This window comes from Halobacillus sp. B23F22_1, assembly GCF_043497005.1.
GTDB lineage: Bacteria > Bacillota > Bacilli > Bacillales > Halobacillaceae > Halobacillus_A.
Map to the genome: position 1 here is coordinate 191,126 of NZ_JBIEKE010000004.1, position 15,318 is coordinate 206,443.

Consider the following 15,318-nt stretch of genomic DNA (forward strand, 5'->3'; position numbering starts at 1 on the left):
TTTTATTCAACCGTTACACTTTTCGCTAAGTTACGAGGCTTATCAACATCACAATCACGATGAAGAGCCGCATAGTAAGATACTAGCTGTAATGGAACCACGGATACTAGGGGAGTCAGCAAGTCATGAACATGTGGAATAACGAAAGCATCGCCTTCCTTATTCAGACCTTTCATACTGATAATCATGCTGTTTGCTCCACGAGCTTCTACTTCTTGCACATTTCCTCGAATCGAATAGTTTACATTCTTCTGTGTCGCAAGTGCAATAACAGGTGTACCTTCTTCAATTAAAGCAATAGTACCGTGCTTCAATTCTCCTCCGGCAAATCCTTCTGCTTGGATATAAGAGATTTCTTTTAATTTTAATGAGCCTTCAAGCCCTACATAATAATCAATGCCTCGACCGATAAAGAAGCAGTTGCGTGTGGTCTGCAAGTAATCACTTGCAAGCTGTTCAATATCTTCTTTTTGATCAGTTAAAGCTTCCATAGCGTTTGCTACAATACCCAGCTCCTGCATTGGATCAAAGTCTAACTCCAGACCTTTAGCTCGGGCTGTATCTACAGCTAGAATGGCAAGTACAGCCATTTGTGCAGTATAAGCTTTTGTTGAAGCTACAGCGATTTCAGGCCCGGCATGCAAGTGCATTGTATAATCAGCTTCACGGGAAAGGGTGGATCCAGGCACATTCGTAATTGTCAGTGCTGGATGACCAAGTTCTTTTGTTTGAACAAGTACGGAACGACTGTCTGCCGTCTCGCCGCTTTGTGAAATATAGACGAATAATGGTTTTTCTGAAAGCAGTGGCATGTTATAAGAGAACTCACTAGCCACGTGCACTTCTACCGGGATGGACGCCATTTTTTCAATAAATTGTTTACCTAAAAGTCCGGCATGATAACTTGTGCCCGCTGCAATGATATAAATACGGTCACAATACTTCATCGCTTCACGAATTTCAGGGTCTAATTTAATTTCATCATTTTCGTTCTGATATTCCTGGATGATTTTACGAATAACAAATGGTTGCTCATCTATTTCTTTAAGCATGAAATGAGGGTATGTTCCCTTTTCAATATCAGTTGAGTCAATCTCAGCAGTGAATGGCTCACGAGATACTCTTTCCCCGTCCGGAGATTGGATAATAACTTCATCGCGGCGTAATAGCACAGTTTCTTTATCCATTAGCTCTAAGAACTGATCAGTCACGTGCAGAGCAGCCATGGAGTCACTAGCTACGGCGTTGAATTTATCGCCCAGTCCTACTAGTAACGGGCTTTTATTTTTTGCAACATAAATCGTATCTTCATTCTCAGCATCGATAAGAGCAATTGCATAAGATCCTGTAAGAAGGTCTACTGCTTTACGGAAAGCAGAGGCAACATCCTGAAGTTCCTCGTTTAAAACTTCAATCAATTGAACGATGATTTCCGTATCTGTTTCACTCTTCATTTCTACATTAGAGAGGTAATCATTCTTAACATCCAGGTAATTTTCAATTACACCGTTATGAACGATTGTAAAACGGCCGGAGACACTTTGGTGAGGGTGAGCATTTTCTTCACTAGGCGCCCCATGGGTTGCCCAGCGCGTGTGCCCGATTCCTAGAGTAGAGTGAACATTTTCATCTACAGCTTCTCGTAAGGTGGCAATACGGCCTTTTACTTTAGAAACCTTTACACCGCCATTTAAAGTGGCAATTCCTGCAGAGTCATACCCTCTGTATTCAAGCTTTTCTAAACCATTTAATAAAATCTCTTTCGTATCTTCTTGTCCGATATATCCTACAATTCCACACATAATTGTTTTCCTCCTAAATTCAAGAAAGGAGCAAACAACGAACATACTAAACTTAGCAGGGGCCGTTATTTGCCCCTTTCCCGTTCACGTTTTTTTATTTAGACACTTTGTTTGCACGATTTGGTCAAAGAGTCGCCTCTTTGGTTTAGCGTACAAACGTGCGGTTGAAGTGCTGCAACCGGGAGGCATCCGCCGAACGCTCGATGAACCTCCTCCTCGTCAACTGTGCTAAGATCCGTACTGCACAGCCCTGGCGCTTTATAAATGATCTTTTCCGCTCCTCCTTTACTCTCTTTGAATAAAGGCCTCTACTCGTTTATCCGAAAAAAAGTGCATTAAAACGTAGTTCGGCAAATTTTTCAAGGCTATGCTTCATTTTACCCGAAGACAAGCTGGCAGGTCAATGAATTTCGCAAAAGCACTGCCCTATAAAATATGCGCAGGGGAGCGTGTTGTGCCCGGCCTGCGCATAACTTATTACTCTTTCATCCCTAGTTCTTCGTTCACCACTTGCACAACTTTTTCAACATATGTTTCACACTGTTCCTCTGTCGGTGCTTCAACCATGATGCGAACAAGAGGTTCAGTTCCAGAAGGTCTCACTAAAACACGCCCGCTGTCTCCCATTTCTTCTTCCACAGCCTGAATGGCTTCCTGAATACGAGGGTGAGTTTGAACAGCCTGTTTATCTATCACACGTACGTTCTTAAGAACTTGAGGGAACTTCTCCATCTCGGCTGCTAATTCAGATAGTGGTTTTCCAGTTTCTTTTAAGACATTGACGAGTTGAAGGGCCGTCAACATGCCGTCCCCCGTCGTGTTATGTTCTAAGAAAATAATGTGACCTGACTGCTCTCCACCAAGGTTATAGCCGCCACGACGCATTTCTTCCATAACGTATCGATCTCCTACAGCCGTTTTATCACTTTTCATCCCTTGCGCTTCGACCGCTTTATAGAAGCCTAGATTACTCATTACTGTAGATACAACCGTTGAATGATTCAAGGTTCCTTTTTCATTCATAAATTTAGCACATACATACATAATGCGGTCTCCATCTACTATGTTCCCCTTCTCATCAACAGCGATGAGGCGATCTCCATCCCCATCAAAAGCAAGACCAATATCAGCTCTCTTATCTTTTACGAGCTGTTGAAGAGCTTCGGGATGAGTAGAACCCACTTCCTTATTAATGTTTAATCCGTCTGGAGAGGAACCGATTGAAGAAATATCAGCTTCTAAATCAGCGAATAAATGAGAAGCCAGGGAAGATGTTGCTCCATTTGCACAATCCAATGCAATATGTAAGCCATCAAAGTCATAGTCCACTGTTTGTTTTAGATGCTGCATATATTTTTGACCACCTTCAAAGTAGTCGTTTATTTGACCCAGATCAGAACCAGAAGGGCGAGGAAGAGTGTCTTCTTCTGCATCAATCAGTGCTTCAATTTCTTCTTCCTGAGCGTCTGTTAGTTTGAAGCCATCAGGACCGAAAAACTTGATGCCGTTGTCCTCTACTGGATTATGAGAAGCAGAAATCATAATGCCTGCTTCAGCTTGCAGAGCTTTCGTCAAATAAGCTACACCAGGGGTAGAGATGACGCCCAGCCTCATCACTTCTGCTCCAATTGAAAGAAGTCCAGCTGCTAAAGCTCCTTCAAACATTTCTCCCGAAATACGCGTATCACGCCCGATTAAAATTTTCGGGCGTTCTATGTCTTTAGTTAGCACATACCCGCCAAATCGACCTAGTTTAAATGCCAGTTCAGGTGTTAATTCTTTATTGGCTACACCACGGACACCGTCTGTTCCAAAATATTTACCCATTGTAAAAGACCTCTCTTTCATCCTATCTTAATCCATTCGTCACTTTTTATTCTAATTCTTCCGTTACTTCTTCTACTTCCACTTCAACTTCTACTGTTTCAGGATCCACACCTGAAACTTCATCTGGAAGCGGAATATCAACTTCAACCGTCTCATCTTCTGTTACTTCTGATACATCTACAGGAATATCTTCAAAATTCTCTATTTCCTCTAACACATCATTCGGACCGCTAATTGTTACACTGTCCGTCTCAGAATTAATAGAATCCACTTCCACTCCCTCTGGAGCTTCTCCTGCAGGCTCAAAGGATATTGGCACATCCTTTTCTGATCTCGTAATTGGCACAGTGACATCAACAGTCGTGGGATCTAAGAGAACATTTAACTCGTTTCCTTGTGCATCATACACTTTTACTGGTGCTTCAATATCCTCTAATGTCTCATCAGCTTCCCCGACATCCATAATCGCTTTAACTGAAGCTACTCGATCTATGGCAGCGGATGAGCCGGTAATCGTCACTTCACTCGGATCGATTTCAGCTTCGCCGACCGTGTACTCATTTTCTATTTGACTTTCATTAATTAGATCAATAGTTACCGGGAAGTTTTGACTTTCTTTTTCTTCGATCGTCACTTCCACAACCTGCGGCTCTATACTGACGGATAATTGGTTCGATATGCCGGAATGTTGAACGGTAACCTCATGCGTGCCAGGGCCTAAATCATTTAGGTCGACAAATGCTGTAAAGTTTTGCTGCCTGACGACAGGAGCTACGGCACTGTTAGGACCCTCTACAGAAACGGTTACATTTTGCGGTAACCCGGTTACAACATACTCTTCACTATCAAACTGAACTTCCAGCGGTATATCGTTCATTACTTCTGTTACAGAAGAAGTATTGTTGAACCACTGGGAATCACTGTCCATATTATCATCCACATTAATAGATACCCATAAGAGCACAGCTAGAAGCAAAGAGATAATTCGAATAAACCATTTATTTTTAAATAAATTATCCATTCTTTTTCCCCCTCCTATTCCAAGATTTTGCGGCAGGGGTTTTTGAGCTTGAATTAAGCTCGCTTCTTAAAATATCTTCTAAGGTCTCTTGCTCCAATTGTCTGTGCAGTTCGCCATTTTTAGTACATGAAATTCCGCCTGTTTCTTCTGATACCACTATGGTAACTGCATCTGTGACTTCACTGATTCCCATAGCTGCCCTATGTCTTGTTCCTAACTCTTTCGAAATAAAAGGACTTTCAGATAAAGGTAAATAACAAGCAGCCGCGATGATTTTATCATCTTTAAGTATCACAGCACCATCGTGTAATGGTGTATTCGGAATAAATATGTTCGTTAGCAACTCACTTGATAAATGACCGCCTACTGGTATACCTGTTTCGACATAATCACCCATACCAGTTTCTCTTTCAATCGTGATCAATGCTCCAATCCGGCGCTTCGCCATGTAATTACACGACTTTATAATCGCCTGTATCGATTTCTCAGTATCTTCTTCTTCTGCTGTTGTTCGACTAAAAAAGCTTCCTCGACCTAGTTGTTCAAGTGCTCGCCTTAATTCTGGCTGGAATAATATAATGATAGCGAGGAAACCCCAAGTAATGGCTTGTGACATTAACCACCTAAGCGTGGTCAGTCCGAATAAATTACTCAATAACCATATACCTAATACAACGAAGATCCCTTTCAACAGCTGAACAGCCTTCGTGCCTTGGATCAGCATAATTAATTTATATACAACAAACCAGACAAGGGCTATATCAATTGCAATTAGTAGTACGTCTAAAACATCTAGTCCCCCACCAAGCATGTTCACACTTCCTTCTAAAGAATTTCTGCTACGTTAAAAATTGCCATAGCCTGTATTATTATATCACACTTCCCTTTTTTAAGTGATTTAAAAAAGGATACAAAAAATTAAACCACTGTTACAACCACAGTGGTTTATGCTTATTCTGCACCAAAAGAAAAGATGTCCGATACAAAATTCTTCGTATGGTACCACATCCACTCAAATATTTGGTTGACTTCATTCACTTCGCCGCTTGCATATGCTCGGTAATTTTCACCATTCAAATCATTTTCCGGATCATCTGTTACGAAGTCTCCATTAATCAGCGTTATATCACCGTCAATTTTACCTTTTACTTTTAAATCGCCATTTCTTACAACTAAATCCCCATCAACAGTAACATCTTCCGGCACAATTACGGTATTGTCTTGAATAATCAAATTCTCCTGCTTAGATACAGTAACTTGCTGATCTTGGTTCCACATAGAAAAGATGCTGCTAAACATAAGAACAAAAAAGATCGCAGCGGCTGTAAAAATAGGGTGACGCTGTAATTTTCTTATAAAGTGATGTCTCTTCTTCTCTTTCGGAAGATTGGCCATAACGGTAGCTGTAAAATTAGATGGTGCAGAAATAGCACCTGTATCTTTAATTAAAACGATCGAGCGCTTTAACTCATGAAAATGATTCTGGCAGGATGGGCAAGCTTGGAGATGGTCACGCAGTCGTCGTTCTTCTTCTTTTTGTAATTCTCCATCTAGATACTTATGCATAAGCTCTACAGCTTCTTTTTTACAATTCATTCCCTCTCAACTCCTTTACACATGTCGAAGCCTTTTCCGCAAGGCTTCCCTGCCCCGGTGAATTCGTGTCTTCACGGTACCGATTGGAATATCCAGCACTTCAGCTATTTCTTGAAGAGCCAGCTCATCTAAATACCTTAATACGATTACACTTCTATATTTAGGGGGAAGGGCCAGAATTTCACGGTGAATAAAGCTCTGCAATTCGAGGCTCTCCACCTCTTCTTCCGGCAACGCTTGATCGACGGCTAACTGGGAGTACATATCTAATCCATTCGTACCTTTAACTTCGGCATCTAAATAGTAATCCGGTTTCTTTTTACGAATTCGATCGATCGTTAAGTTTGTAGCAATGCGATAAAGCCAAGTTGAAAATTTACGCCGCTCATCAAAACTAGATATGTTTGTATAAGCCCTGATAAATGCTTCCTGAGCAATATCCTCAGCTTCATAGGCATTCCCTACCATCCGATAACAAATATGGAACACTTTGTTTTGGTAGAAAGTTACAATATCTTCAAAAGCGGATTGATCCCCTTTTTTGACCTCTTTTATTTTTTTCTTTATCATCGTTTCCATTTCTCTACCTCCGCTGTTCGTGCGGTTATCACCTATACGTAATCGTACGTAAAAAGGTTTCAAAAAAAATTACATTTTTCTAAAATAGCGTTTAAACCCTATTAAAAGTGGATATAAAGTAAGAACTGAAAGTTTCTCTCTCAAGGGGTGTAATCATAATGAATGTTGAATTGAAGCTATTAAAAGAAATAGAAGAGTGTCGGAATGAAATGAACCGTTTAGCTAAACGTTACTCTTTAACTTCTAAACACGTTGTTTATGTAAGCTCTAAATTAGATTATTTATTAAATGAATATGAAACGATTAAGCAAAAGGATCAGCAACCTCCCTTTCGTAAGGTTAGCTGCTGATATCCGTTTTAAACTTCTATAGTAAACTCTCTCCTAACAATGAACCCATCAAACCCACAGCCATATTAGCTGTTTTATTCTTTTCATCCAAAATAGGATTTACCTCGACAAACTCTGCAGAGGAAATCATTTTCGATTGAGCAAGCATTTCCATGGCTAAATGGCTCTCACGATAACTTAACCCACCCATTACCGGCGTTCCTACTCCAGGTGCTTCATTCGGATCTAAACCATCTAAGTCTAAACTTAAGTGTACACCATCTGTTCTGCCTTTTAAATAATTAATCGACTCTCCCATAACTGCAGGCATCCCCATCTTATCGACTTCATGCATAGTAAATACTTGTATTCCTTTTTCTTTAATTAACACTCTTTCTCCTTCGTCTAAAGAGCGGGCACCTATGATCACAATGTTTTCAGGTCTAATCTTCGGGGCATAGCCAAGAATATTGGTTAATTTCTCATGCCCAATTCCGAGACTAACAGCTAACGGCATCCCATGAATGTTGCCGGATGGAGAACTTTCGCCTGTATTAAGGTCCCCGTGAGCGTCATACCAAATAACCCCAAGGTTTTCATAATGTTTTGCTACTCCAGCTAAAGTTCCCATGGCGATACTATGATCTCCTCCTAATACAAGAGGAAAAGCTCCACTCTGTACAACTTGATCAACTTTTTCAGCTAAAAGAATGCTTCCTTCCGCCACTTCTTTTAAATTACGCAGATTATCTACTTTTTCCTGATTGTTATGAGTAGGCCGGGCAATTTCAATATCCCCTAAGTCTTCTATATCCAATTTTAGCTGTTCTAAACGATCAATGATACCTGCATAGCGAATAGCACTTGGCCCCATGTCTACTCCACGTCTGTTTTGTCCCAAGTCCATAGGTACACCTATAATAGAGATCTTTTGATTCATATAATAGTTCCTCCTTTTTCAAACTATTCTAATTGTAGACGTTTTCAACCTAATGACTCAACTGGACATAATTATGTATATATATACGTTATAAAGACCTAAGCAGCCATTTGATGGCTTCATTAATATCGCTAGCTACATTATGAATAAAAATACCTTCATGGTCCCCCTCTAATTGAAGTAGAGCTTCTTCACCGCTACCTGTTCGGACTAAGATCGTTTTACACCCTGCTCGTATACCGGCTTCCATATCTTTTAACCGATCTCCAATAACGAAACATTCATTAAGTTTTAAGTGATAGTCATAACATGCTTCTTCAATCATCCCTGCAGCTGGTTTTCTACACCGACATTGGTCTGATGGTTTATGAGGACATAAGTAAACATCATCCATTCCAAACCCTAGCAATTCTTTTCTAAATTGTTCTCTTGAGGATCTTCCCTCTGAAATGCCAGGCTGATTCGTAAACGAAAATAAAAGAAAGCCACTGTCTTTCAACTTCTTTAAATGTTCTTCTACTCCTTTATACAACGTAAATTCACCTGGATACTCAATTTGATCTGACCCACCTAAAGTACCATCTCGGTCAATAAATACAGCTCTCATAAGTCCCCCCTTACTCAAAAAAAGCTGACATCTTTTCATAGATGTCAGCTTTTTAGTAAATTGTATTTTTAGCTATTATGTATGGTGGAGCCTAGCGGGATCGAACCGCTGACCTCCTGCGTGCAAAGCAGGCGCTCTCCCAGCTGAGCTAAGGCCCCTGGATATATATGGAGCGGGAGACGGGATTCGAACCCGCGACCCCCACCTTGGCAAGGTGGTGTTCTACCACTGAACTACTCCCGCACTCAAAATAAGCCAATTTAAGTGAACAGGACAGCGAATATATATGTATAATATCCGCTGTATAAATGAGCCATGGAGGGCTCGAACCTCCGACCCTCTGATTAAAAGTCAGATGCTCTACCAGCTGAGCTAATGGCTCACAATAAAAATTGTGCTCGTACGTTTGGGTATGATGCTCGTCGTGTTGCAAGAACATTCAGTGAAGACTCACTCCTCGCAAGCCTGCGAAGAAGATTATTCATTGAAGCTGGCTTGCTCTACCAGCTGAGCTAATGGTTCATAAAAGACATTTTAACACACTAAAACAGATAGCTTGTTCTTTATTTTAACAAATAAAAAAAGCTATACTATTCAGTAAATATAGAAATGGCTGGGCTAGCTGGATTCGAACCAGCGCATGACGGTACCAAAAACCGTTGCCTTACCGCTTGGCTATAGCCCAATGTTCATTAAGTATTATTAACTTAAAATCTTAATTTATTCCATCTTTTTTTAAAAAATGGTGGAGGGAGTAGGACTCGAACCTACGAACCCGATGGGAGCGGATTTACAGTCCGCCGCGTTTGGCCAACTTCGCTATCCCTCCACTATTTAAAAGGAAAATGGTGCCGGCCAGAGGACTTGAACCCCCAACCTACTGATTACAAGTCAGTTGCTCTACCAGTTGAGCTAGGCCGGCAATATGGTGGAGGATGCAGGGCTCGAACCTGCGACCCCTTGCTTGTAAGGCAAGTGCTCTCCCAGCTGAGCTAATCCTCCATATGAGTGGTGACCCGTACGGGATTCGAACCCGTGATACCGCCGTGAAAGGGCGGTGTCTTAACCACTTGACCAACGGGCCAATCAACAAATTTTTTGTCGTTTTCTTGGTGTTACCCGTTCAAACTGACGATTATTATTATATACAATCCAACAGCAAATTGTAAAGAGGAAATTTCAAAGTCTCTATATTCAAAAAATTTAAAAGTAGAAAAGGCTGCTGGAGCGTTAACCCAGCAGCCTTTTAATGATTATTGGTTTATATCAAGTTTACCGTCTGCCGTTTCTTCGGATACGTTTCCAAATTGGTCTTCTGCCTTCACTACGACTTCTGCACCTTCAGCCTCTAAGTTCGAGGTTGCCGTCCAGTATCCTTCATAGTGACCTTCTTCTGTTTCCCTCATAGGAAGCTCTGTGGCCTGATCTGATTGTGTTGAGAAGTTGGTCAATGGCATTTTAATATAGAAAGTAGCATCCAACCCATCATCAGAGTCAAATTCGATCTTCACACTTTCCCCAGCTTGAAGAGATAAATCCTCATCCGGCTTAATATCTGTTAGCTCAGGTGCTGTATAATCGGCTTCTATAGTAATCTCTTCTATGACGCTGTTGCCCGCTTTGTCTAACGCTTCTACTTCTAATATATTTTCCCCTTCATCAATAATCAATCGATTTGTAAAGGCTCCATCTTCTTCAACATTTGCTTCTTCCCCATTTACAGTGACTTGATCAAGGTTTTCTTCATTGACTGTACCTTCCACTGTAATGACCTCTCTATTAATTTTGTCTCCATTCTCTGGAGATGTAACAGAAAGCTGAGGCTCCGTTTGATCCAATGTCACGATAACAGGGACAGACGGATCTGTATTTCCGTTTTCGGTTACGGTTACAGCAGTAAGTTCATTTGTACCTTCATTAAGCTCAAGATCTGCAGTAAATTTTCCTTCTTCAGTTGCTTCAACAGTAGCAGCTTCCTCCTCCCCATTGTAAATTTCAATAGTAGCTGACGGTGAGCTGCTTCCTTCCACGGTAATATTTTCTTCATTTGTAAAAGCCCCGTCCGCTGGCGATTCAATAACAGGAGCTTCTGCTTCATAATCGACGGTTGCACGAATCATATAGTTTCCTTCCGCACTTGGTGATGGACTCCAAGTTCCACCCACCTGCTGCCAGCTGCGTCCGGCATTTTCCCCGTCTTCATCTGTGGCAAGTGCAGGAGTGTCTGGATTAGGGTGAGTCTGAATATAAACCATATAGAAGTCGTCATTGACTACAATGCCTTCATTTGAAACATCAACCTCTGTCCATTCCCCATTACGGAGAGCTTCTGCTTCAATTGGTCCAGCCAGACGTTCTCCAGGTGCTCCATCCTTTCCAGTAGAGTCATACACAGCCACTTCAAATTCTGTTCCTCCTGGCACCGGAAAGTCTTCTTCCCAAAATCTAAATAGACCTCCTGTGACTAGCGCTGAAGATTGTCCTTCCTCTAAAGACATCTTAACTGCCCAGGCATTCCCGGCGTCGTAGAAAGCACGTGCGTTTTCAGCAGTGCCGTCATCATATCCTATTTCGCCCGGAAATCCAATAAAAGGTTCTAATTGAACATCTACTGTCACTGTTTCATTTCCTTCTACCGTTACTAAAGTTTCTGTACCTTTATAATCAGGAGCTCTAATTTCAAGAGTGTAGTCTCCTTCATAAGCCGTTAAGGTATAGACGCCGTTTTCATCGGTTTCCGCTGGTGTAACAGCAGCATCTTCAACTACATATACGATGGCTCCTTCAATTGGATCGCCCGTTCTTTCGTTCGTAACTGTTCCTGTTACTTCCCCGGAAGGTGTTGGATTCAATGTAAAATTAGTGTTTACCTGACCATCTTCAGGCACTTCAACTTCCTCTGTACTAGGATTATAACCGTAAGCTGAAGCTTCTAACGTATAGTCACCTGCAGCTGCTAAAATTCTATAACTTCCGTCCGATGGATCAGTACTTACAGATTTATCAGTTTCTAGAACACTTACAGTTGCCTCAAGCGGTAACACATTCGGACTGATTGGCGAGGTGTCTACTTCGCCTGACTGCATTAACGGACCTTCTACATTCTCAAATGGACCTGGGAAAAGATTCTTAGACTTCACTCGTTTTTTCTTTTTATCTGATTTGGCATCCTTAGCAGCGTCTTTTTCATTCATTTGGGAGGTTTTTTTCGACTCAGAAGTGTGAAGTTTTGCCGCTGTATCCGATGATTGATCTGTTAAAGCAACATCATCTATATACCAGCCATCCTTCACGACACTCCCATCTGTCTCCACGTGAAACGCCACATACACGGTCTGCCCCTCATATTCGGATAAGTTAACCTCAGACTCCGTCCAGTCATTAGATTCATCATTAAATTCAGCCAGTTGTTCCCAGTTTTCATTGTCTGTTGAGACTACAACATGTCCATAGTCATAATTTCTTTCTAACTCATACCATGATTTGAATTGAAGATACATATCTCCTTCATGTACTTCTACCGGCGGGAGTCTTAGTGTCATATCGGCATTCGATTCATAAGTACCTTCAAGGTTGGTAGCGTAAACTCTTTCACCTGAAGCTGCTCCATCAGGTCCAGAATCCGGTTCGCCCCACTCCCAGGAGTTGCTTTCGCCAAACGACACCCAGCCAGCAGGAGTGCTCTCAAAATCTTCTGAATACCCTACTGTGATGCCATCTTGTAACTCTATGGAGTAAACGTCTGACTCTGCTTCGTTTTCGCCAAAATCAATAGCACTTAATTTATATTCAAGTGATTCCCCATTCAGGTGGTCACCAGGTACGGAAGCTTGATACGTGCCATTTTCAAAATTACCTGCAATTAATTCTGCGTCGGCCGTCTGCCATTCTTCACTATCAACACGATATTGTACTTCAACATGGTCAACACTGACATTGTCTGAAATATCGGCCACAATCGGCAGTTCAAGGCCTTTATACGACTCTGTCAACGGCTCATGTTCAATCACTGGAACTTCTGTGTCTTCACCTTCTTCATATACATTTCCGGTGATTTCTCCTATACCAGAAACAACGGCAGAAACAGCCGTATAAGCGTTTGTAATACCATTTCCAAACCCTTCATTAGGATCATCGGGGTAATCGTCACTCGTAGCCGGATCTGCTGTATCATATAACAACTCTTCAATTTGATCGACCGTTAGTGATTGGTCTGCTTCAAGCAGTAAAGCTACAGTTCCAGCTACATGCGGACCAGCCATTGAGGTCCCACTATAGGTATGATCATAATCACTGCCGGGAACCGTCGAATTGATGTTCACTCCCGGCGCAGAGATATCTGGTTTAATTTCGCCATCATAAGGAGAGGGACCTACGGAAGAAAAATAAGCTAATTCATCATTATTATCAGTTGCACCAACAGCAATAGACTCTGGATAATTAGCTGGTGCTGCAATACTACCATCCCCCGCCTCACCGTCGTTACCTGCCGAAAAGACAGGGACTATCCCTGCGTTCCTCCAGTTCTGAACCATCTCTCGATACCATTCATCAAGACCAGGTCCCCCGCCCCATGAGTTGTTAATCACATCAGGTGCTTTTTCAGAATGCGGGTTTCCCTCTTCATCTTTAGGTGCTAATAACCACTCAGCAGCATCTAATAAATCTACGTCTGTTCCTCCAGCCGCAGTAAATGCCTTAACCGCAATCCATTTGGCTCCTGGAGCTACACCGACCTGATTAGTTTCATTTGGTTCCGAACCAGCCACGGTTCCCATGGTATGCGTACCATGGCCCTGGTCATCATAAGGCTCCGGTTCATCTGCAGTTGCATCGTACCAATTAAATTCATGGTTCACCTGATCCAGATTTTCCGCTTGATAACCACGGTATTTTTCCATAAGACCTGGATGGTCCCATTGAACTCCTGTATCAATATTAGCGACGACGACTCCTGAACCGTCTATTCCAGTTTCATTCCAAACTTGTTCAGCACCTATACGGTCTATGCCCCAGGAAGCAACATCAAGTGTATCGGCCTTCACCTCATTCTTTGGAGTTTCCACCGGTTGATAAATTTCCCTTGTCCGGTTAGGTAAAATTTTCTCAACTTCAGCAAACGACGCTATCTCCTCCATTACTTTCTTGTTACTAGTGACAGATACAGCGTTCACGATGTAATAAGGTTGGAAAGATGTCACATCACCCTGATCCTCTGCCTTACTCAAATAGTTATTCAACTCATGCTGCGTTTCTTTAGACGTTGCACGTAATTCATGAACGACGGCAGAATTTTGCACGCGTTTTAATTCTTTTGCAGATACCGACGCTTTACTTTCTTTCAATTTCTGAACTGCTTCGCCTGCTGCTTTTTTCGTATCCGCCTGTATTTTCATTTTAACTAAATAGGTGACTTGGTTGTCTTCTTTAAATGACACAGAAAGATCTTCATTTATTTTACCCGCAGTTTGCTTACTATCTTTCACCGACAAATTATACGATTCCTCTGCCGAACTAATACTTGTCATATTAAAGAAAGATAGAATCAAAACAGTAATAAGTAAAACGCTTACCGACTTAACTTCCTTCTTCTTTCTTATCATTCGTTTACGCTCCTTTCAGTAAAATTTACCTAAGACCTGTCTTTTCACTCCGTCCTCCTTTTTTTAAAACATTTACGTTTTTACGATTCTTGGCTGTTAAAATTATCCTATCTTATAGTGACAAAATCCGCTAGATTACCAAGGGTAATAAGGAATTAAAGACTATATATTCGAGTAGAATCTAAATATTTAGACCTTAATTAATCGTAATAATCCATGTTTTTACATTTCCAGACTATATATCTGCCCTCAGCGACTAGTTCATTAGTAATATGCAAGGTTTATTAATGTGTTAAGTCATGAGTCAAGTTGGGAAAGTCCTTTTCCAATCCGGCATTCTTTTTATTTTTAATTATAAAAGCTTAATTTGCGTTGACGACTTGTGAAAGTCAACACCATGATGGGGCTCTTAGGGGACTTTTAGCATCTGTGGTCCATTTTTGTGATTTTCGTGTCTGTAATTGTAATAATACTAAGATAAAGGACTCAAATTATTCGACATAAAATTCAAATGTTAATAATAATGTATGGATTTTTAGAAACGATCGGTTATTCATATAAAGAGAATGAAATAAAACAAGCATTTTCTTTCAATACAAAAAAGCACAAGGCTCCTGTAAGAAGGTCCTTGTGCTATGTGCAGACAAATAAAAAAAGCTTCTACTGAAAGCAAAAGCAGATCTAAAAATAATTCAACTAATCTTCCAGAGCTTCCAGCCGGATTTGAACCGGCGACCCCTTCCTTACCATGGAAGTGCTCTACCACTGAGCTATGGAAGCAAGTGGCTCCACAGGTAGGATTCGAACCTACGACCAATCGGTTAACAGCCGATTGCTCTACCACTGAGCTACTGTGGATCAATAATAGCAGAAAATGAATAATAATCGACGTGGCAGCGTCCTACTCTCACGGGGGTAAACCCGACTACCATCGGCGCTGAAGAGCTTAACTGCTGTGTTCGGCATGGGAACAGGTGTGACCTCTTCGCTTTCGCCACCACATCGATTGAGGTG

General features: G+C 41.4%; 10 protein-coding genes, 10 tRNA genes and 1 rRNA gene. 1 reads left to right on the plus strand and 20 read right to left on the minus strand.

The genetic code is table 11. From position 1 onward, the window contains the following. Window positions 1-2 precede the first annotated feature (2 nt). The 6 genes from glmS to sigW form a co-directional block, all read right to left on the minus strand. Window positions 3-1,802: a glutamine--fructose-6-phosphate transaminase (isomerizing) gene (gene glmS, locus ACGTNH_RS19940; RefSeq protein WP_394588794.1), complete on the minus strand. Its 1,800-nt coding sequence runs from the start codon at window positions 1,800-1,802 to the stop codon at window positions 3-5. Between the two features lie 477 nt (window positions 1,803-2,279). Then, window positions 2,280-3,629: a phosphoglucosamine mutase gene (glmM, locus tag ACGTNH_RS19945; protein ID WP_394588796.1), complete on the minus strand. Its 1,350-nt coding sequence runs from the start codon at window positions 3,627-3,629 to the stop codon at window positions 2,280-2,282. Between the two features lie 46 nt (window positions 3,630-3,675). Further along, entirely contained in the window at window positions 3,676-4,650 is a 975-nt protein-coding gene (locus ACGTNH_RS19950) for a CdaR family protein (RefSeq protein ID WP_394588797.1), read from the minus strand. Next, window positions 4,643-5,461 (minus strand): diadenylate cyclase CdaA, encoded by an 819-nt coding sequence (gene cdaA, locus ACGTNH_RS19955; protein ID WP_394588798.1) that lies wholly within the window; start codon window positions 5,459-5,461, stop codon window positions 4,643-4,645. The genes ACGTNH_RS19950 and cdaA overlap by 8 nt, the downstream gene beginning before the upstream one ends. A gap of 140 nt (window positions 5,462-5,601) precedes the next feature. Continuing rightward, window positions 5,602-6,246, minus strand: a complete 645-nt coding sequence (locus ACGTNH_RS19960; RefSeq protein ID WP_394588799.1) for a zf-HC2 domain-containing protein — start codon at window positions 6,244-6,246, stop codon at window positions 5,602-5,604. A gap of 15 nt (window positions 6,247-6,261) precedes the next feature. Further along, window positions 6,262-6,825 carry an RNA polymerase sigma factor SigW gene (gene sigW / locus ACGTNH_RS19965; protein ID WP_394588800.1) on the minus strand — a complete coding sequence of 188 codons (564 nt, stop codon included), beginning with the start codon at window positions 6,823-6,825 and terminating at the stop codon, window positions 6,262-6,264. A gap of 158 nt (window positions 6,826-6,983) precedes the next feature. Between sigW and ACGTNH_RS19970 the strand changes: the two genes are divergently transcribed. Continuing rightward, the gene (locus ACGTNH_RS19970; protein ID WP_394588801.1) at window positions 6,984-7,175 is read left to right on the plus strand and encodes a Spo0E family sporulation regulatory protein-aspartic acid phosphatase; all 192 of its coding nucleotides are present in this window, start codon (window positions 6,984-6,986) and stop codon (window positions 7,173-7,175) included. Window positions 7,176-7,191: 16 nt separating this feature from the next. On the opposite strand, the gene rocF is transcribed toward ACGTNH_RS19970, so the two are convergent. The 14 genes from rocF to rrf all read right to left on the minus strand — a co-directional run bounded on the left by rocF (window position 7,192) and on the right by rrf (window position 15,306). Continuing rightward, a complete protein-coding gene (rocF, locus tag ACGTNH_RS19975) occupies window positions 7,192-8,094 on the minus strand; it encodes an arginase (RefSeq protein ID WP_394588802.1) in 903 nt (300 codons plus the stop codon). A gap of 88 nt (window positions 8,095-8,182) precedes the next feature. Further along, on the minus strand, window positions 8,183-8,701 hold the full coding sequence (locus ACGTNH_RS19980; protein ID WP_394588805.1) for an HAD-IIIA family hydrolase: 519 nt from the start codon (window positions 8,699-8,701) through the stop codon (window positions 8,183-8,185). Between the two features lie 82 nt (window positions 8,702-8,783). Beyond that, window positions 8,784-8,859, minus strand: a tRNA-Ala gene (locus ACGTNH_RS19985). A gap of 10 nt (window positions 8,860-8,869) precedes the next feature. Continuing rightward, window positions 8,870-8,944, minus strand: a tRNA-Gly gene (locus ACGTNH_RS19990). Between the two features lie 66 nt (window positions 8,945-9,010). Beyond that, window positions 9,011-9,083, minus strand: a tRNA-Lys gene (locus ACGTNH_RS19995). A gap of 228 nt (window positions 9,084-9,311) precedes the next feature. Beyond that, window positions 9,312-9,386: transfer RNA gene (locus ACGTNH_RS20000), tRNA-Gln, on the minus strand. A 58-nt stretch (window positions 9,387-9,444) separates the two neighbouring features. Continuing rightward, window positions 9,445-9,530 (minus strand) — tRNA-Tyr (locus ACGTNH_RS20005). Between the two features lie 17 nt (window positions 9,531-9,547). Next, a tRNA-Thr gene (locus ACGTNH_RS20010) sits at window positions 9,548-9,623 on the minus strand. 4 nt (window positions 9,624-9,627) lie between these two features. Then, window positions 9,628-9,703: transfer RNA gene (locus ACGTNH_RS20015), tRNA-Val, on the minus strand. A gap of 7 nt (window positions 9,704-9,710) precedes the next feature. Next, window positions 9,711-9,785 (minus strand) — tRNA-Glu (locus ACGTNH_RS20020). A gap of 169 nt (window positions 9,786-9,954) precedes the next feature. Next, complete coding sequence (locus ACGTNH_RS20025; RefSeq protein WP_394588806.1) at window positions 9,955-14,304, minus strand: S8 family serine peptidase; 4,350 nt, start codon at window positions 14,302-14,304, stop codon at window positions 9,955-9,957. Between the two features lie 708 nt (window positions 14,305-15,012). After that, window positions 15,013-15,084 (minus strand) — tRNA-Thr (locus ACGTNH_RS20030). A 3-nt stretch (window positions 15,085-15,087) separates the two neighbouring features. After that, window positions 15,088-15,162 (minus strand) — tRNA-Asn (locus tag ACGTNH_RS20035). Between the two features lie 30 nt (window positions 15,163-15,192). Next, a 5S ribosomal RNA gene (gene rrf / locus ACGTNH_RS20040) occupies window positions 15,193-15,306 on the minus strand. Between the last annotated feature and the right edge of the window lie 12 nt (window positions 15,307-15,318).

Bases quoted from the DNA above. Each gene is read 5' to 3' on its own strand.
- ACGTNH_RS19950 (WP_394588797.1), bottom strand. From the start codon at position 4,650: ATGGATAATTTATTTAAAAATAAATGGTTTATTCGAATTATCTCTTTG.
- ACGTNH_RS20025 (WP_394588806.1), bottom strand. From the start codon at position 14,304: ATGATAAGAAAGAAGAAGGAAGTTAAGTCGGTAAGCGTTTTACTTATT.
- ACGTNH_RS19980 (WP_394588805.1), bottom strand. From the start codon at position 8,701: ATGAGAGCTGTATTTATTGACCGAGATGGTACTTTAGGTGGGTCAGAT.
- sigW (WP_394588800.1), bottom strand. From the start codon at position 6,825: ATGGAAACGATGATAAAGAAAAAAATAAAAGAGGTCAAAAAAGGGGAT.
- glmM (WP_394588796.1), bottom strand. From the start codon at position 3,629: ATGGGTAAATATTTTGGAACAGACGGTGTCCGTGGTGTAGCCAATAAA.
- glmS (WP_394588794.1), bottom strand. From the start codon at position 1,802: ATGTGTGGAATTGTAGGATATATCGGACAAGAAGATACGAAAGAGATT.
- cdaA (WP_394588798.1), bottom strand. From the start codon at position 5,461: ATGCTTGGTGGGGGACTAGATGTTTTAGACGTACTACTAATTGCAATT.
- ACGTNH_RS19970 (WP_394588801.1), top strand. From the start codon at position 6,984: ATGAATGTTGAATTGAAGCTATTAAAAGAAATAGAAGAGTGTCGGAAT.
- rocF (WP_394588802.1), bottom strand. From the start codon at position 8,094: ATGAATCAAAAGATCTCTATTATAGGTGTACCTATGGACTTGGGACAA.
- ACGTNH_RS19960 (WP_394588799.1), bottom strand. From the start codon at position 6,246: ATGAATTGTAAAAAAGAAGCTGTAGAGCTTATGCATAAGTATCTAGAT.